The organism is Vibrio owensii CAIM 1854 = LMG 25443 (assembly GCF_000817815.1).
Taxonomy (GTDB): Bacteria; Pseudomonadota; Gammaproteobacteria; order Enterobacterales; family Vibrionaceae; genus Vibrio; species Vibrio owensii.
Genome location: NZ_JPRD01000012.1, coordinates 1 through 13,775, shown reverse-complemented (window position 1 = coordinate 13,775; position 13,775 = coordinate 1). Strand labels below are relative to the sequence as shown.

The 13,775-nt window shown below is 44.8% G+C and carries 15 protein-coding genes, 1 pseudogene and 1 riboswitch; of the genes and pseudogenes, 3 read left to right on the top strand and 13 right to left on the bottom strand.

Features of this window, described 5'->3' with window-relative positions:
• Window positions 1–56: 56 nt before the first annotated feature.
• The 3 genes from H735_RS06775 to H735_RS06765 all read right to left on the bottom strand — a co-directional run bounded on the left by H735_RS06775 (window position 57) and on the right by H735_RS06765 (window position 4,328).
• Window positions 57–1,649, bottom strand: a complete 1,593-nt coding sequence (locus H735_RS06775; RefSeq protein WP_020194096.1) for a BCCT family transporter — start codon at window positions 1,647–1,649, stop codon at window positions 57–59.
• A 188-nt stretch (window positions 1,650–1,837) separates the two neighbouring features.
• Window positions 1,838–2,962, bottom strand: coding sequence for a mandelate racemase/muconate lactonizing enzyme family protein (locus H735_RS06770; RefSeq protein ID WP_020194097.1), 1,125 nt, complete (start codon window positions 2,960–2,962; stop codon window positions 1,838–1,840).
• A 10-nt stretch (window positions 2,963–2,972) separates the two neighbouring features.
• On the bottom strand, window positions 2,973–4,328 hold the full coding sequence (locus tag H735_RS06765) for an FAD-dependent oxidoreductase (protein ID WP_020194098.1): 1,356 nt from the start codon (window positions 4,326–4,328) through the stop codon (window positions 2,973–2,975).
• A gap of 148 nt (window positions 4,329–4,476) precedes the next feature.
• Here H735_RS06765 and H735_RS06760 point away from each other — a divergent pair, with 148 nt between their 5' ends.
• Window positions 4,477–5,130 (top strand): GntR family transcriptional regulator, encoded by a 654-nt coding sequence (locus H735_RS06760; protein WP_010451199.1) that lies wholly within the window; start codon window positions 4,477–4,479, stop codon window positions 5,128–5,130.
• Window positions 5,131–5,215: 85 nt separating this feature from the next.
• Here the strand turns inward: H735_RS06760 and H735_RS06755 are convergent, their stop codons facing one another.
• On the bottom strand, window positions 5,216–5,935 hold the full coding sequence (locus H735_RS06755) for an SDR family oxidoreductase (RefSeq protein ID WP_005442483.1): 720 nt from the start codon (window positions 5,933–5,935) through the stop codon (window positions 5,216–5,218).
• Between the two features lie 225 nt (window positions 5,936–6,160).
• Window positions 6,161–6,466, bottom strand: a complete 306-nt coding sequence (locus H735_RS06750) for an isoamylase early set domain-containing protein (protein WP_009704801.1) — start codon at window positions 6,464–6,466, stop codon at window positions 6,161–6,163.
• A gap of 193 nt (window positions 6,467–6,659) precedes the next feature.
• On the opposite strand from H735_RS06750, the gene H735_RS06745 reads away from it, so the two are divergent.
• A complete protein-coding gene (locus H735_RS06745) occupies window positions 6,660–7,037 on the top strand; it encodes a hypothetical protein (RefSeq protein WP_009704800.1) in 378 nt (125 codons plus the stop codon).
• Window positions 7,038–7,123: 86 nt separating this feature from the next.
• Window positions 7,124–7,723, top strand: coding sequence for a thiol:disulfide interchange protein DsbA/DsbL (locus tag H735_RS06740; protein WP_020194099.1), 600 nt, complete (start codon window positions 7,124–7,126; stop codon window positions 7,721–7,723).
• A gap of 57 nt (window positions 7,724–7,780) precedes the next feature.
• Here the strand turns inward: H735_RS06740 and H735_RS06735 are convergent, their stop codons facing one another.
• The 8 genes and pseudogenes from H735_RS06735 to H735_RS06700 all read right to left on the bottom strand — a co-directional run.
• Window positions 7,781–8,026 carry a hypothetical protein gene (locus tag H735_RS06735; protein WP_005433479.1) on the bottom strand — a complete coding sequence of 82 codons (246 nt, stop codon included), beginning with the start codon at window positions 8,024–8,026 and terminating at the stop codon, window positions 7,781–7,783.
• Between the two features lie 154 nt (window positions 8,027–8,180).
• Complete coding sequence (locus H735_RS06730; protein WP_009704798.1) at window positions 8,181–8,627, bottom strand: DUF3429 domain-containing protein; 447 nt, start codon at window positions 8,625–8,627, stop codon at window positions 8,181–8,183.
• An 11-nt stretch (window positions 8,628–8,638) separates the two neighbouring features.
• Complete coding sequence (locus H735_RS06725) at window positions 8,639–9,184, bottom strand: glutathione peroxidase (protein WP_020194100.1); 546 nt, start codon at window positions 9,182–9,184, stop codon at window positions 8,639–8,641.
• 109 nt (window positions 9,185–9,293) lie between these two features.
• Window positions 9,294–9,950, bottom strand: coding sequence for a 3,4-dihydroxy-2-butanone-4-phosphate synthase (gene ribB, locus H735_RS06720; RefSeq protein ID WP_020194101.1), 657 nt, complete (start codon window positions 9,948–9,950; stop codon window positions 9,294–9,296).
• A 174-nt stretch (window positions 9,951–10,124) separates the two neighbouring features.
• Window positions 10,125–10,265: riboswitch (FMN riboswitch) on the bottom strand.
• Window positions 10,266–10,387: 122 nt separating this feature from the next.
• Window positions 10,388–11,005, bottom strand: coding sequence for a PGAP1-like alpha/beta domain-containing protein (locus tag H735_RS06715; RefSeq protein WP_005442468.1), 618 nt, complete (start codon window positions 11,003–11,005; stop codon window positions 10,388–10,390).
• A 59-nt stretch (window positions 11,006–11,064) separates the two neighbouring features.
• Window positions 11,065–12,921 carry an MFS transporter gene (locus tag H735_RS06710; protein WP_020194102.1) on the bottom strand — a complete coding sequence of 619 codons (1,857 nt, stop codon included), beginning with the start codon at window positions 12,919–12,921 and terminating at the stop codon, window positions 11,065–11,067.
• A 182-nt stretch (window positions 12,922–13,103) separates the two neighbouring features.
• Window positions 13,104–13,463 carry a hypothetical protein gene (locus H735_RS06705; RefSeq protein ID WP_020194103.1) on the bottom strand — a complete coding sequence of 120 codons (360 nt, stop codon included), beginning with the start codon at window positions 13,461–13,463 and terminating at the stop codon, window positions 13,104–13,106.
• Window positions 13,464–13,473: 10 nt separating this feature from the next.
• Window positions 13,474–13,775: pseudogene (locus H735_RS06700) on the bottom strand (helix-turn-helix domain-containing protein); the annotation flags it as partial.

Genomic DNA, 13,775 nt, shown 5'->3' with positions numbered 1-13,775 from the left:
ACAAAAAAGAAAAAAGCTCCGAGATTACTCGGAGCTTTTTAATTGCCTAAAGGTGCCTAACTAGCCTGTGGAGCAGGTTGCTCGGTTTGTTCTTGTTGTACTTCCTTGGCAAGGATTTCATCTTGTTGGCGTTGATGCTCCATAATTTGTCCGTAGTTTTGCTTAAGGTACTGGAGTGTTTTAACCGCCGCGATGAAGAACACTGGTACGATCAATACGATGATCAGTACAGGGAATGCTTTAAGGATGTTTAAGTCTGCATTAATCAGCAAGAAGATGATTGGCAACGCTGTTAGTAACAAACACCAGAATAGGCGGAACATCGGGTTTACGTTTGCTTCTTCATCTAGCTGCTTAGTTGCGATGCCTGCTAGTGAATAAGATGTGCCATCTAATGTTGTTACTGTAAACAGAATCATCGTGACTAAGTAGATAGCAGTAAGCAACATCGGGATAGAGGTAGAATCAAATACTTGCTTCACCAACTCTGTTGGTTGACCTTCACCAATCAGTTTAACACCATCAACGACACCGTTGTTTACAAGATCCATTGAAAAGGTACCACACACACCGAAGATAACAGCAGAGCCCATTGTGCCACCAATTACTAGGATAAGAACCACGTCTTTTAGCTTCTGGCCTTGGATGATCTTAGTGATGAAGACACCTACACCCGGTGAGTAAGAAATCCAGTTCGCTAGGAAGAATACCGTCCAGTATTGAGGGAACAACGTTGTGCCATATGGATCTGTGTTGGTGCTCATTCGGATGTATTCTGTCAGCATGATACCAATGCCATTGGTTAAGTTGTTCATGATCAGAGCCGATGGACCGATGATGAAAATGATGCCAACAAACGCTGCACAGATATAAATGGTTGCGCTAGATAGGCGGGCCATGCCTTTCTCAATGCCGATGTAAGAGCTCAGAGAGAAGATCACTGACAGGCCAAGGATAACGCCGATACCTAGCATTAGGTTGTCAGGAATGCCGGTTAGACTTGCGAGATTTGAGGAAATCATCGGGATACCCAAACCTAGCGTTAATGCTGTTGCCGCAAGCGTTGTGATGATAAACAGTAGGTCAATAAACTTCTGAGCCCAAACTGGAAGACGATCATCAAAAAGTGAATTGATAACACCACTTAGGCTCATTCGACGGCTTTTCTTTAGGTAGAATACGACGGCGAATGGGATGGCTACGATGAGGTAGATAAACCAGCCTGCAGCGCCCCAGTGGAACATGTTGTAAGCCGTAGCGTATTCCATTGCCATGGCTTTATCTGTAATACCGAACTGAGGATCCATGAAGTAGTATACCGCTTCAATAAAGCCCCAGTACATGGTGCTTGCGCCCATGCCCGCAGACAACGCCATTGCGAACAGTTGGAATTTAGTAAATTTAGGTTTGCTGTCACCCATACGAATATCGCCATATTTAGAAAAGGCGAGGAACAATAGGGTACCTGTTGCGAAAAGTGTGTACCAAAGGAAACCAGAACCGAAGTTAATGACGGTAAAATCTAGCATGCCGCTCATGGTGCTTTTTACGGCTTCTGGGTATACCACTGCAAGAATACCTAGAAGCAGTACAAATCCAAAACTGCCAAAAGTAAGTTTCCAGTCGATTTCTGAAGTATTCAATTTCATTGTGACTTTCCAATATTGTCTATTAATGAGAATACTCGGACGGCCTTGTTTATTGTCACTGACACTCATGGTGTCTGCCTTTCTCCCGTTCCCATACGAGTAATTAGAAAGGCAGACAGTGTAGGGTTAGAGGGATGTCAGTCTTTTGCTGTCTCTGTATTAATTGTTTATGTCGTGAAGCATGCGGTTTATTCGAAAACGTACGACGCCACAGACATTTCTTTCACTTTGTCCCAATCCATTTCAACACCTAAGCCGTTGCCTTCAGGAGCACGGACATAACCTTCTTTGTCGGTGCGGATAACGGTTTTCGACGCTAGCTCAAAGTCTTCGTAAGGGTAGAATTGTTCAAAGAATTTACAGTTGTTATGCGCAAGAGCGACGTGCAGGTTTGCGGCTTGCGTTAGCGTGTAACCCATTGATTGGATCTCTAAGTTCTTAGAGAAGCCCTCTGCAATGTGGAAGCATTTGTTTAGAGGTGTAATACCACCGCAAACAGTCGCGTCTTGACGAATGTCAGACCACATCTCTTGTGATAAGGCATAGGTCACTTCTTGCAGGGTTAACAAGCAGTTACCATGGCTAGAAATTTCAAGGTCGGTGTTTTTAACTAGGCGTTTGTAAGTGTTGTAGTCGTAATCAGAAACTGGTGCTTCTAACCATTCCCAGTTGTAGCTTTCTAGGCGTTTTGCCATTGCCATTGCTTGTTCTGGCGTGTAGAAGGTTGCCGTATCAAGCATGAATCGAATGCCTGTTTTGCCGTAACGAGCTTGAACTGCGTCAACAAGGGCGACGTCCTTTTCGTACACGCAGTAGCAGTGAAGTTTGATTGCTTTAAAGCCGTGCGCAATACAGTCGTCTAGGTACGGGAAGTACTCTTCTACAGTGTCGAACATTGGCGTCGATGCGTAAGACAACATTTTGTTTCGAGCGCCACCTAAAAGCATGTAAAGAGGCATGCCCGCTTTTTTGCCTTTGATGTCCCATGCAGCGATATCAATTGGCGCTTTAGCCGGCAGACCACCCCAAGTACAACGCGCCATTAACCAGTTGTAGAGCTCTTGAGTTGCCAATGGATTTTTACCCAGTAAGCCTGGAACTATGGTGCGTTGAGATTCGATAATGCAACGGTCAAAATCATTCTCTGTGTAGCTGATTGTTGCGCCTAACCCCTCTGTACCATCGTTACAAATTAGACGGACGATGTTATTGGTGTATAACAAAGGTTCTTGGTTATCTGCCCATGGTACAGGTGCTGCATCGCGGTCTGCTACAGCGTAAAGTTCTACACGTTCAATTTTTAGATCGGTCATTTTTCAGTCCTTACAGGCGTGAGCCATTTTTAATCATGGTGGCGCGAATCTCCGCGACATTTAGGTCACGAATCGCCGTATTTGTATCAATCGCTTGTGCAGCAGCAATGCCAGCTGCATGACCAAGCTCAAAGCATTGCGCGGTGACGCGAGCAGAAGCAAGCGCTTCGTGTTCGGCGCTCAAGCATCGACCAGCAACAATGATATTTTCACCAACCACTGGCACTAGCGTGTGGAATGGGATGTCGTAGTAATCGTTAATTAGCCAGTGCAGTTTTGGTTTGTCGCCGGAGTGCAATTCAATAGGCCAAGGGGTACGGCAAATACCGTCTTCACGCTTGCGACAGTTAACAACGTCTTCATTAGTTAGCGTTTCGACACCAACAATAGAGCGCGTTTGACGAATGCCGACTTCTACACCGGTGTCGACAACGAATGCTTGTTCACAACCTGGAACAAAGTTGTTCAAGAAACGGGCGTACTCACGAACTTGACGACGACCAAACACTTCTGCTTCTGTGAAATCTTCAGGATCAATGACGTTCAGCATGCGTCCATCTTGGCCTGCAAGGCGTGTCGCATTGACCATCAGCTCGTTCGCTCGTGTGGTCGGAAAAATCCAAATCTTATGACGTGGCAACTGGTATTCGCCGCTTTCGTTGGCCGCAAGAATATTTTCGGTGACTTTTGGAGGGCAGATCGTGTCGTTGCCGTAGTAGTCAAGATAAGTGTCCATATCAACACCGCCAAAACGGAAGAACATGGTTGGGTTTTGAATACGACCATTGTCGCCAAAGTAATAATCCATGCCCGCACGAGCTACCACAGCAGCATCACCAGAAGCGTCGATGATTTGTTTACTTAAGATGATACTTTGACCTGCGTTTGATTCGATGATCACGCCTTTAAATGCATCGCCTTCCATGATCACGCCAGTGACTGACGTATGGAATAGAGTTTTGACATTTGCTTGCTCTAGGAAATCATCTGCTACTTCACGCCACATCAAAGGATCGTGCGTCACTGTGTACGTTTTACCGTAACGTTGTGGGGCTGTGACGCCACCTTTGTTTTCTAATGCTTGACGAAAACGTTCTGTAAAGCCGAATACCACTTGTTCTGGTTGTGCTTTTTCATCATCCGATGCCATGTACATACCGCAAATAGTGCCAGATAAGCCCGCGACGGCAGCACCACCGCAAAAACCGTATTTCTCAATTAGCCAAGTGTTTTTACCTAGACGACCAGCCGTTTCAGCTGCGGCAACACCAGCAGGACCTCCGCCAATGACTAACACTTCTACTTCAGCCAAAACAGGTAGGTCAGGAGTGTGTTCATAACGACGGATAATGTTCCAAGATTTCATTCTTACCTCACTAATAGATGACTGATGTTCATCTGATATATCAGTTGTATGTTTTTAATATATTCGGATTTCTTTTTTTGGTACAATGGCAAAACTTCTTATCGTGAGATTGCTCACTAAAAGATTGATCAATGGAATAGGAACGAGAATGACCGTAAATTCAGTCAATAAGACAGAAGTTGCATACAGCAAACTTGAAAAAATGATCATCTTCCGCGAATTAGAACCAGGGAGCATGGTCAGTGAAAAACAGTTGGCAGAAGAGTTAGAACTTGGGCGAACGCCAGTTCGAGAAGCGCTACAAAGATTGGCTTATGAATGTATGGTTGAGATCCACCCGCGACGTGGAATTCAAATCCCAGCAATCTCTGTCGAGAGCCAACTAAAGATCTTAGAAGTCCGTCGCGACATTGAAGCTTTATGTGTCAACTACGCTGCCTCGCGAGCAAGTGTTGAAGAGAAACAGCAGATGTTAATGTTGGCAGAGCAGTTAGAAGCTTGTGCAGAAAACAAAGATGATCTGCTTTACGCGTCTTTACTTAAAGAAATCCATACCTTGCTCGTCAAAGCTGCATGTAATGAGTATCTACAGTTAGCAATGGCACCACTACAAGGCTTATCCCGCCGCTTTTGGTTTGCATTTAAAAACCAAGACTCAGATTTGGTTGAAGCATCTTCTCTTCATGCTGCCGTTTTACGCGCTGTCAGCCATACTGATGCTGAGGAAGCGGTCGCGGCATCACATCGTCTCAATGACTACCTAACTGATGTGGCTTATCGAACGATTAAACCGAGGAAGTAATGCCGTTTTAGATCCGTTTGATTACAGCAACAAAAAAGCGGCTTAAAGCCGCTTTTTGAATTTCTTCGTCTTAGAATCGCAGAGATTAAGGCTGTTGCTTAGTTGGTGCTAGAGCGATCTCACGGATACAAACGTTTTGTGGTTGCTGATAAGCAAATACAACTGCACGTGCGATGTCATCAGCAGCTAGCACGCCGCCCATGTCTTCTTTCCACGCACCGTAACCATCTTTGATTTCTTGTGATGTAGTGTGAGAAAGCAGTTCAGTTTCTACTGCGCCCGGTGCGATTGTTGTTACGCGAACGTTTGATGCTGCTACTTCTTCACGAACGTTTTCAGAAATTGCGTGAACCGCGAACTTAGTACCACAGTAAGCTGCATGGTCTGGGAACGTCTTTTTACCTGCGATTGAGCTGATGTTGATGATAGTACCGCTGTTACGTGCTTTCATTGGTGCTAGCACAGACTGCATGCCGTTTAGCAAACCAAGTACGTTCACGTCGAACATGCGTTTCCACTCTGATGCATCTTGTGTGTCAATTTGACCAAGTAGCATTACGCCGGCGTTGTTTACTAATGCGTCAGCAGGGCCAAATTTCTCTTCTGCTTTAGCAATTGCCGCTTCAAATGAAGCTTTTTCAGTAACGTCTACTTTTTCACATAGCGTGTTTGGCAGGTTTAGTGCTTCTAAGCGCTCTACACGGCGAGCAAGAAGAAGAAGTGGGTGACCTTCATCGCTTAGACGGCGTGCGATAGCTTCACCAATACCAGAACTTGCACCTGTGATTACAATCAGTTTTTTCATCTTTTGTTTCCTTAATAATTTAAGAATCGCTTTCGTTTGAGAGCAGCTTTTAGTCAAGAACACCTGTTTCGCTGCGATGTGGATATATTAAGGAAATGGCTTTTGTTGATATATATCACTTCAGTTAAAACACTGTTGTCATATGGCAACAATAAGCAATAACTCAATGAAAATTAGACAATAAAAAAGGCGCACTCGGTGCGCCTTTGTTTCTGAATTGCGTTCTTAAGCGATTTGCTCTTGTGTGCATACAACGCTGTTATCGCTACCAAAGCCATTTGGCACGTATGCGTCTGCTTGTGGATCGTTTTCCCACTCGGCTTCGTTGAATAGGTAACGGAACTGGATATTCTGTTCCTTCGGCAAGCGCGTCTTAAACTTAAACTGGCCACTTTTCTTCACGAGCTTCATTGGTTCTGGTTGCCAGTTGTTGAAATCGCCTGCAATTTGAATCGACTCCCACTGGTTTTTGTCTAGCTCGAACGTGACTTCGACTTCATCTTTTGTTTTAAAGAATCTCTTTTTAAGCATTAATCTTTCCTTGTCTGTACAAAAACTGATCTAACTATTACTCAGGTTTCATAGTGATTTCAAGTGTTATCGGCATTGCAGTCGGTATCGAGTGTCAGAATCGTCTTGTTTGTGAACCTAGCATGAAGTGATTGGCTTGTATGAAAAGAAGGATTCTGTATGATGAAGATTCACCGTATTTTGAAGAAGTTATATGCTGAGTTTTAACCGTACATTTATGACGACAATGCTCTGTCTATTAGCCATGTTGCTAACGGGCGTAGCGTCGAGTGTGCGTGCAGCCACAGCGCCAATCGAAGTGAGTTCGAATAACGATAGAACGGCTGAGCTTCATCAAAAAATGGGCGTGGACAATACGGACTGTATTGAATCACACCATGGTGATCATCTGATGGAGAAAGGGCAGCAAGTACACACCAGTTGTAGCTCTTCTTGTATCGTCAAAATACCAACCAACCTCTTACAAGATGATGTGATTTTATTACCGCATAGTCTTGCATTGATTGATAAATCACCCACCCCAAAAGCAGTGACAGTGATTTATAAGCCTTACCGTCCTCCTATTGTTTGATCCTTTTATTCATCGCAAACCAGCACTGCTGGACTTTTAAACATTAACAAATGAATACGGCACACCTGTGCCCAAAGGAATCAAACATGAAAAAGCTATTTGCTCTTTGCAGCACTCTATTACTTGCATTCACTGCTCACGCTGCGCAATTTGAAGCGGGTAAACACTACAAAATCTTGGATGTAGAGAAAGCAAAAACACCGACAGTCACTGAGTTCTTCTCTTTCTATTGCCCACACTGTTACAAATTTGAATCTGTCATCGACAACTTGAAACCAGCATTACCGAAAGACGCGAGTTTTGAGAAAGTGCATGTCGCATTTATGGGCGGTGATATGGCAATTCCAATGGCGAAGTCTTACGCAACAATGGTGTCACTAGGTGTTGAGGATAAGATGGTGCCAGCGATGTTTGCGCAAATTCATCAGAAGCGTCAAGCACCTCAAAACGAAGCAGAGCTTAAGCAACTGTTCATTGATAACGGCGTCGATGGCAAGAAGTTCGATGCGGCGTACAACAGCTTTGCAGTGAACTCTATGCAGAAAGGTTTTGATAAACAATTCAAACAAAGCACATTGACTGGGGTTCCGGGTGTTGTGGTGAACAACAAGTACATTGTGTTGCCAAATGAGATCCGCAGCTACGATGATTACAACGCGTTAGTGAACTACTTATTAACGCTATAATCACATCAATAAAAATGGCGACCAATGAGGTCGCCATTTTTTTATGTTCATTTTGCGTTAGCGAAGCACTGCCGTGCAAGCTGCGGTTGGCATATCAGTCATAAAAATCGCATTTGGATAAAACAAGCTAGCAACAGTGACGGCAACGTTACAAGGCTGAGCGATGGTGGTTTTCACTACGTTGTTAAGAACCACTCCAGTGGTATTCACCGTATTGACCGCAGCCTGTTGTGCTTGATAAGACACACAACCCGCTGTTGCATTGATAACTGCGGTACTAAAAAGAAGTTTACGAAAAAACATATTCATATCCTTTGTGAATGCTTTTGAGATACTTATATGACCATCCATTCATAATTAAAACAAAACGGTGTTCAAAATTACGCGCGCTTCACGAAATGAACATTGTTTTATATAACTTGGTTAATTTTGTGATCTGGTAGGTGGACAGACCAGTTTAAGCAATTAAAACCAACCCATGCATAAGTACCACACCGGTCGTGAGCTTGCCTCGCATCATCTGATACCCTTTTGGCTCCGCCTCTTTTTCTACTCTTCGAATCAGCTTTTCCGCGTACCAAACGGCAATGTAGCCAGCTGCCAATAACAGAGTCGCGATGACATAATGCTTGTTACCTTGCAGCAATGCTCCCCAAGCAAGCAATACGAATAAGTTACTTAGCACCAAGGCATTTCGACTCAATCGATGGTAGAAATGATCAATGGCGTTGCCCCAAAGTACCCCGGAAAGAAAACTCAAAATCACCGCACTGTAAGCAATAAAAAACTGCTCCCCAGATAAGTTAAACAAAGTCCTTTCGGTAACGATGAGAACCAAGCTGAACAGAAAGGGCAGCAGTCCTAAATAACCTAATTGCAGCATTGTCGTACGTGTGGTCGTCATGGCAGCCTTCCTTACAGTTGCTGTTCAATCATGTTAGTAAGCGTAGTACTTGTTGGAGAGGTTGAACTTGGGAAGGTCGCAACGACTTTACCTTCTTTGTTGATCAAGAACTTGTAGAAGTTCCATTTCGGTGTCACGCCCGCTTGAGTGCTGATCTCGGCGAATACTGGGTTTGCATCCTCGCCAAGAACAGAGGTTCGCGCCATCATAGGGAAGGTAACACCGTAGTCGAGGTAGCAAATTTTGGCGGTTTTTTCTTCACTGCCACGGTCTTGACGAAAGTCGTTACTAGGGAAGCCCACAACGGCAAAGTTTTGATCTTTGTAAGTCTGATGCAATTGCTCTAATTGCTCGAATTGAGGGGTAAAGCCGCACTGGCTCGCGGTGTTCACTACCAGTAGCGTTTTGCCTTTGAAGGCGTCACACAGCTCTATTTCTTCCGTTGAATTTAAAAGTCTTTGCTTTCCTTGCAAGATATCTGGACAGCTCGATGCAAAAGCCAAAGAGCTGGTGGAGAGTAGTGTTGCGGTAAGTGCGCTGCGAGTGATTCCCTTCATGATGTTGATTCCTTTTGTTTTTACTAAGTATAACTACTCGCAAAGGAATCAAATCGATCAAAAAAGCCGCTGAGTTCAGCGGCTTTCGACTAGAGCAAATGCGTGTTGATTACGCTAGCTTCAAATCAAATTGATTACGGTAAGCAACCATGTCTTCGATGGTCAGCACTGGCATGTTGTGTAAACGACCAAACGCGACGATCTCTGGTGCTTTTGCCATGGTGCCATCTGGGTTTGTCACCTCGCAAAGCACACCTGCAGGCTGCAGACCGGCCATTTGCATCAGATCGATAGTGCCTTCTGTGTGGCCACGACGAGTCATGACGCCACCAGGGCGAGCACGCAAAGGGAATACATGACCAGGACGAGCTAAGTCATCTGGTTTTGCATTTGGGTTTGCTGCTGTTTTGATAGTTGTTACACGGTCAGCGGCAGAAACGCCAGTTGTTACGCCTTGCTTCGCTTCAATAGAAACCGTGAAAGCCGTTTGGTTTGCGCTGTTGTTGTTCACAACCATTGGTGGCAGTTCCAATTTGTCTGCTTGAGTGTCTGTCAGGCACAGGCACACAATGCCGCTGCATTCGCGGATCATCAGAGCCATTTGCTCATTAGTCAGGTGCTCTACGGAATAAATGATGTCGCCTTCGTTTTCACGATCTTCATCGTCAAGAAGAAGCACGCCACGGCCTTCTTTTAATGCGATAAGTGCGTTTTCAACGCGAGTAATTGGGTCGCCAAATTCGGCAAGTAGTGATGACTGATTCATGGTTAACTCCTAAATATCACCAGAATCAGGGCGGTATGAGGGATCGTCACATTCTATGCAGGCAATGAGCCGCCAACTGTAAGATGGCACAAAACCACGCAATAAAAAATGCGATCCAAAAAGAAGTGCACCAGTGTTCATCAACACAGAACGTTGAGGAAACCGCTGATGTTTTCTTATTCTCTTTCATCCGGACTATGACCGTCGGCTCTGGCATCTCACCAGATCTGCTGACCTCGACGAATCGAGCGCTCGCGGGCTCACTCAAAAGAGTATACCGCCGGTGGGGAATTTCGCCCCGCCCTGAGAACATTGAATCCAACCAATATGGTTAGAAGTAAAAAACTCCGACACTCAAATGAGTGGTCGGAGTAGAGATAGTACTGCGAACGCCTTGGCTTGAAAAGTAGATTGCAACTACTTGATGGAAAAGTGCGCTATCTGCTGAAGTGATCAGTTTTGATAAAGTGATCAATCTGCGCGGGTACATAGGTGTTGTAGATAAGACTAGTGTGAGTCTGTTTCGTCTCTATATGATCTTGCATGCCTTCTAAACGTGTTTCATCTACAGTAACCGTACCATCAGACATTGTATTGTCTTTGTGCATGAGAATAGGCCTAGCGCCAATGCCCATTGTGCCAGCGATGCTGCCGAGCTTTTGTGGGAAAGTCCAAACATCTTCGTGCTTGTTAAGGCCGTGATACGGTGAGTTACCAAGCATCGCACCGAATCCCAAATCTTGAATGCGAGTGACGATAGATGCGCCTTTCAGTGGCGATCCAATTGCCACAACGTGTGACACCAGACTTGTCGATGGCTTTCGGCTCGCGAGGTATCGTTTAATCATCAAACCACCTAGGCTATGGCCCACCAACACATTTGCAGTCAGTGGATTAAGTGCTTTGTCGATGGAATCGAACAGCGACTCTTCGTTAATTGAAACCGTGTTGTAACTCAATACTTGGGTCTCGTAGCCCAGCTTTCTCAGCTTTTGGCTAAGAGGCTGCATGACCAGCCCATGCATATAAAGACCATGTAAGATGATGATTTTCATAATACCTCCTAGATTTATGACGTTGATTTTATCCTACTAGATTCTCCACACGACTACTGTCAGCGAATTAGCAAATCTTGCACTTCTTTTTGTAACAAATGGCGATCTAACGTGGTTGGTTGCAATAGCTCACCGATATTGACTTCGATACGAGACCAAAAGCGAGTAGGGCGCTTCGTTAATGCATGTCCATTTTTGTGGCTGAAGAAAGAGCCCCATAAGCCTTTTAAGGCCATTGGAATCACGGGAACCGGTGTACGTTTTAGAATCTTCTCAACACCCGGTCGGAACTCGCCCAGTTCGCCATTTGAGGTCAAACGACCTTCAGGGAAGATACAAACTACCTCGTCGTTATTAAGAGCTTGCTCAATCTGTTCGAAAGCTCTTTTGTAAGTCTCTGCGCATTTGCGTGGAGAGCAGATTGGGATAACGCCAGCATGACGAAAAATGTGCTTAAGAACAGGCAGCTCACTGATTGATTTGTCCATCACAAATCGAACTGGACGGGTTGATGTACCCATTAGAATCAAAGCGTCTACATAGCTCACATGGTTTGCCACAATCAGCGCAGCGCCTTGTTCTGGGATATGCTGACGACCGGTTACCGAAACTCGATACAGACAGTGGCTCAGTAAGTAGCTAACAAAGCGCTGAGTAAACTCAGGTACTTGACGGTAAACGTAGATCGCCACGATGAAGTTACCGACGGCCAAAATGGCAAATAGCTCAACAATAGAGAACTCTAAAACACTTAACACCAAGATAGAAACAGCAGCGGAAGCGACCATAAACAGTGCGTTCATGATGTTGTTTGCCGCAATAGATTGAGCACATTCGCCTTCTTCTGAGCGCGATTGGATAAACGCATAAAGGGGAACAATAAATACGCCTCCGCTCACACCAACCAAGAACAAGTCGATCATTACTCGAATATGCGAAGACTGAGCGGCAAAGCTTTTTACATCGTAATACTGACTTGGGAAAGATTCGATTGCAGGTACTGCCCATAGTAGGTCGGCACTGAAAATTGTTAAGCCCAAAATACCAAATGGCAGAATACCTAGTTCAACTTGATTGAAAGACAGCCTTTCACATAACCATGAGCCTGTCGCGATACCAACTGAGAACAGAGCCAGCAACAGAGAAACCACAGTGCTGTCTGCAAATAGGTGTTCACGAGCAAAGTTTGGGAATTGAGTTAGGTAAGTTGCGCCCATAAACCAGAACCAACTGATCGCTAGAATCGACATCCAAATACCGCGTTGTTTTTGTGCCAGTTTGAGTGTTTTCTTCAAACCAGTAACAGGTTCGAATTTTACTTTGTCACTTTTCTTACTTGGCAGAGAGGGGATGTTTGCGCTGCTTAAAAAGCCCAGTAGTGACAGCGTAATCACAATACAAGAGGCGATAAGCATACCATTTGGAATTGCAAGCAATAGACCTGCGCTTAATGTACCAATCAGGATTGAAAGGAAAGTCCCAATCTCAACCCAAGCGTTACCTTTCACTAGCTCATCAGATTTTAGCGCTTGAGGAAGTAGGGCGTATTTCACAGGGCCGAAGTAAGCCGATTGAGTACCAGTCATGAAGAGTAGAACCAGCATTAGAATGGCACTCTGCGTCATGATAGCCGTCGCTGCGCAACTCATTATCACTAATTCAATAAGTTTTAAGCGGCGGATTAACTTGGCTTTGTCCATGTTGTCGGCAATCGCACCTGCGTGGGCAGAAAACAGAAAGAAGGGAAGAATAAATAAGCCAGCTGCAAGGTTAACAAAGAGGTCGACCGACATCGGTAGTGAGTCAATTTGGCTGTAGGTCACCATCAACAAGAGAACATTCTTGTAGATATTGTCGTTCAGTGCACCAAGGCACTGAGTTACGAAATAGGGGAAGAATCGTTTAGTGAGAAACATGCTGGCTCCGTAATTGCAAAATCGCTTTGAGATGGGAGCACTTTAAAGGTTGCGTTTTAGGAAGCTAGCACGAAGAAAAGAGTTACGTTATGAGAAACCAAAAGTAACACTTTGCGATACTTTTGGTTTCATTAATTTGTGATATTGCACGGGTTGGTGCTTTTATACGTTACGAGATGAGCTTAGTGTCGAAACCAGACGCTGAGCATTCTCAATGTAACGAACAAGATAAAGCCAGACAGTCCAATAAAGCCTAATGTCACCAAATAAAAGAACAGACGCACCAAGCGAGCTTTCATTCGTTTGAAAAAGCCGAGGCTCGGCGTAAGTTCAGGAACACGCTGAAAGCTTGAGATCATCACCCAAGCGGCAAGCGCCCACAACGCCGTTACGCCACTCGGAATAAGATAAGACTCCTTAACCACATCAGAAAGTTGCAAGAGTGTGGCAATGAACACCGCAAAACCACCAAACGCGATGAGTATGAATAAAGGGAGAATAGGTCTCGTCCTGACCGATAGGCTTTTGAGTTTATCGAGCATCAGGTAGTACCTATTTGCGTTCCCAAGGGTTAAACAGCGGGAATGTCCAACGACGCATTGCAATCACCAGAGAGGTACCGTGCTTCTCATTCATGTCCAATGAGTCGTCGCTTTGACAGATCTGATAAAACTCATCAATGACCTTTTGTAGCTTTTTCTGCATCTTCTTGTTGGTTGGCAAGCTCATTAAGCCCGTTGCCATCACTAGCTTTTCATCTTCAGCAGAGAAATAGCTCTGGAAGAAAGCTTCTTGAACTTGTTGCTGGAAGAAACGCTGAATAGGGCCACCTGTGTGCCACTTGAATGTCGGAG

Coding starts and splice junctions, on each gene's coding strand:
- H735_RS06775 (WP_020194096.1), bottom strand. CDS start 1,649: ATGAAATTGAATACTTCAGAAATCGACTGGAAACTTACTTTTGGCAGT.
- H735_RS06770 (WP_020194097.1), bottom strand. CDS start 2,962: ATGACCGATCTAAAAATTGAACGTGTAGAACTTTACGCTGTAGCAGAC.
- H735_RS06765 (WP_020194098.1), bottom strand. CDS start 4,328: ATGAAATCTTGGAACATTATCCGTCGTTATGAACACACTCCTGACCTA.
- H735_RS06760 (WP_010451199.1), top strand. CDS start 4,477: ATGACCGTAAATTCAGTCAATAAGACAGAAGTTGCATACAGCAAACTT.
- H735_RS06755 (WP_005442483.1), bottom strand. CDS start 5,935: ATGAAAAAACTGATTGTAATCACAGGTGCAAGTTCTGGTATTGGTGAA.
- H735_RS06750 (WP_009704801.1), bottom strand. CDS start 6,466: ATGCTTAAAAAGAGATTCTTTAAAACAAAAGATGAAGTCGAAGTCACG.
- H735_RS06745 (WP_009704800.1), top strand. CDS start 6,660: ATGCTGAGTTTTAACCGTACATTTATGACGACAATGCTCTGTCTATTA.
- H735_RS06740 (WP_020194099.1), top strand. CDS start 7,124: ATGAAAAAGCTATTTGCTCTTTGCAGCACTCTATTACTTGCATTCACT.
- H735_RS06735 (WP_005433479.1), bottom strand. CDS start 8,026: ATGTTTTTTCGTAAACTTCTTTTTAGTACCGCAGTTATCAATGCAACA.
- H735_RS06730 (WP_009704798.1), bottom strand. CDS start 8,627: ATGACGACCACACGTACGACAATGCTGCAATTAGGTTATTTAGGACTG.
- H735_RS06725 (WP_020194100.1), bottom strand. CDS start 9,184: ATGAAGGGAATCACTCGCAGCGCACTTACCGCAACACTACTCTCCACC.
- ribB (WP_020194101.1), bottom strand. CDS start 9,950: ATGAATCAGTCATCACTACTTGCCGAATTTGGCGACCCAATTACTCGC.
- H735_RS06715 (WP_005442468.1), bottom strand. CDS start 11,005: ATGAAAATCATCATCTTACATGGTCTTTATATGCATGGGCTGGTCATG.
- H735_RS06710 (WP_020194102.1), bottom strand. CDS start 12,921: ATGTTTCTCACTAAACGATTCTTCCCCTATTTCGTAACTCAGTGCCTT.
- H735_RS06705 (WP_020194103.1), bottom strand. CDS start 13,463: ATGCTCGATAAACTCAAAAGCCTATCGGTCAGGACGAGACCTATTCTC.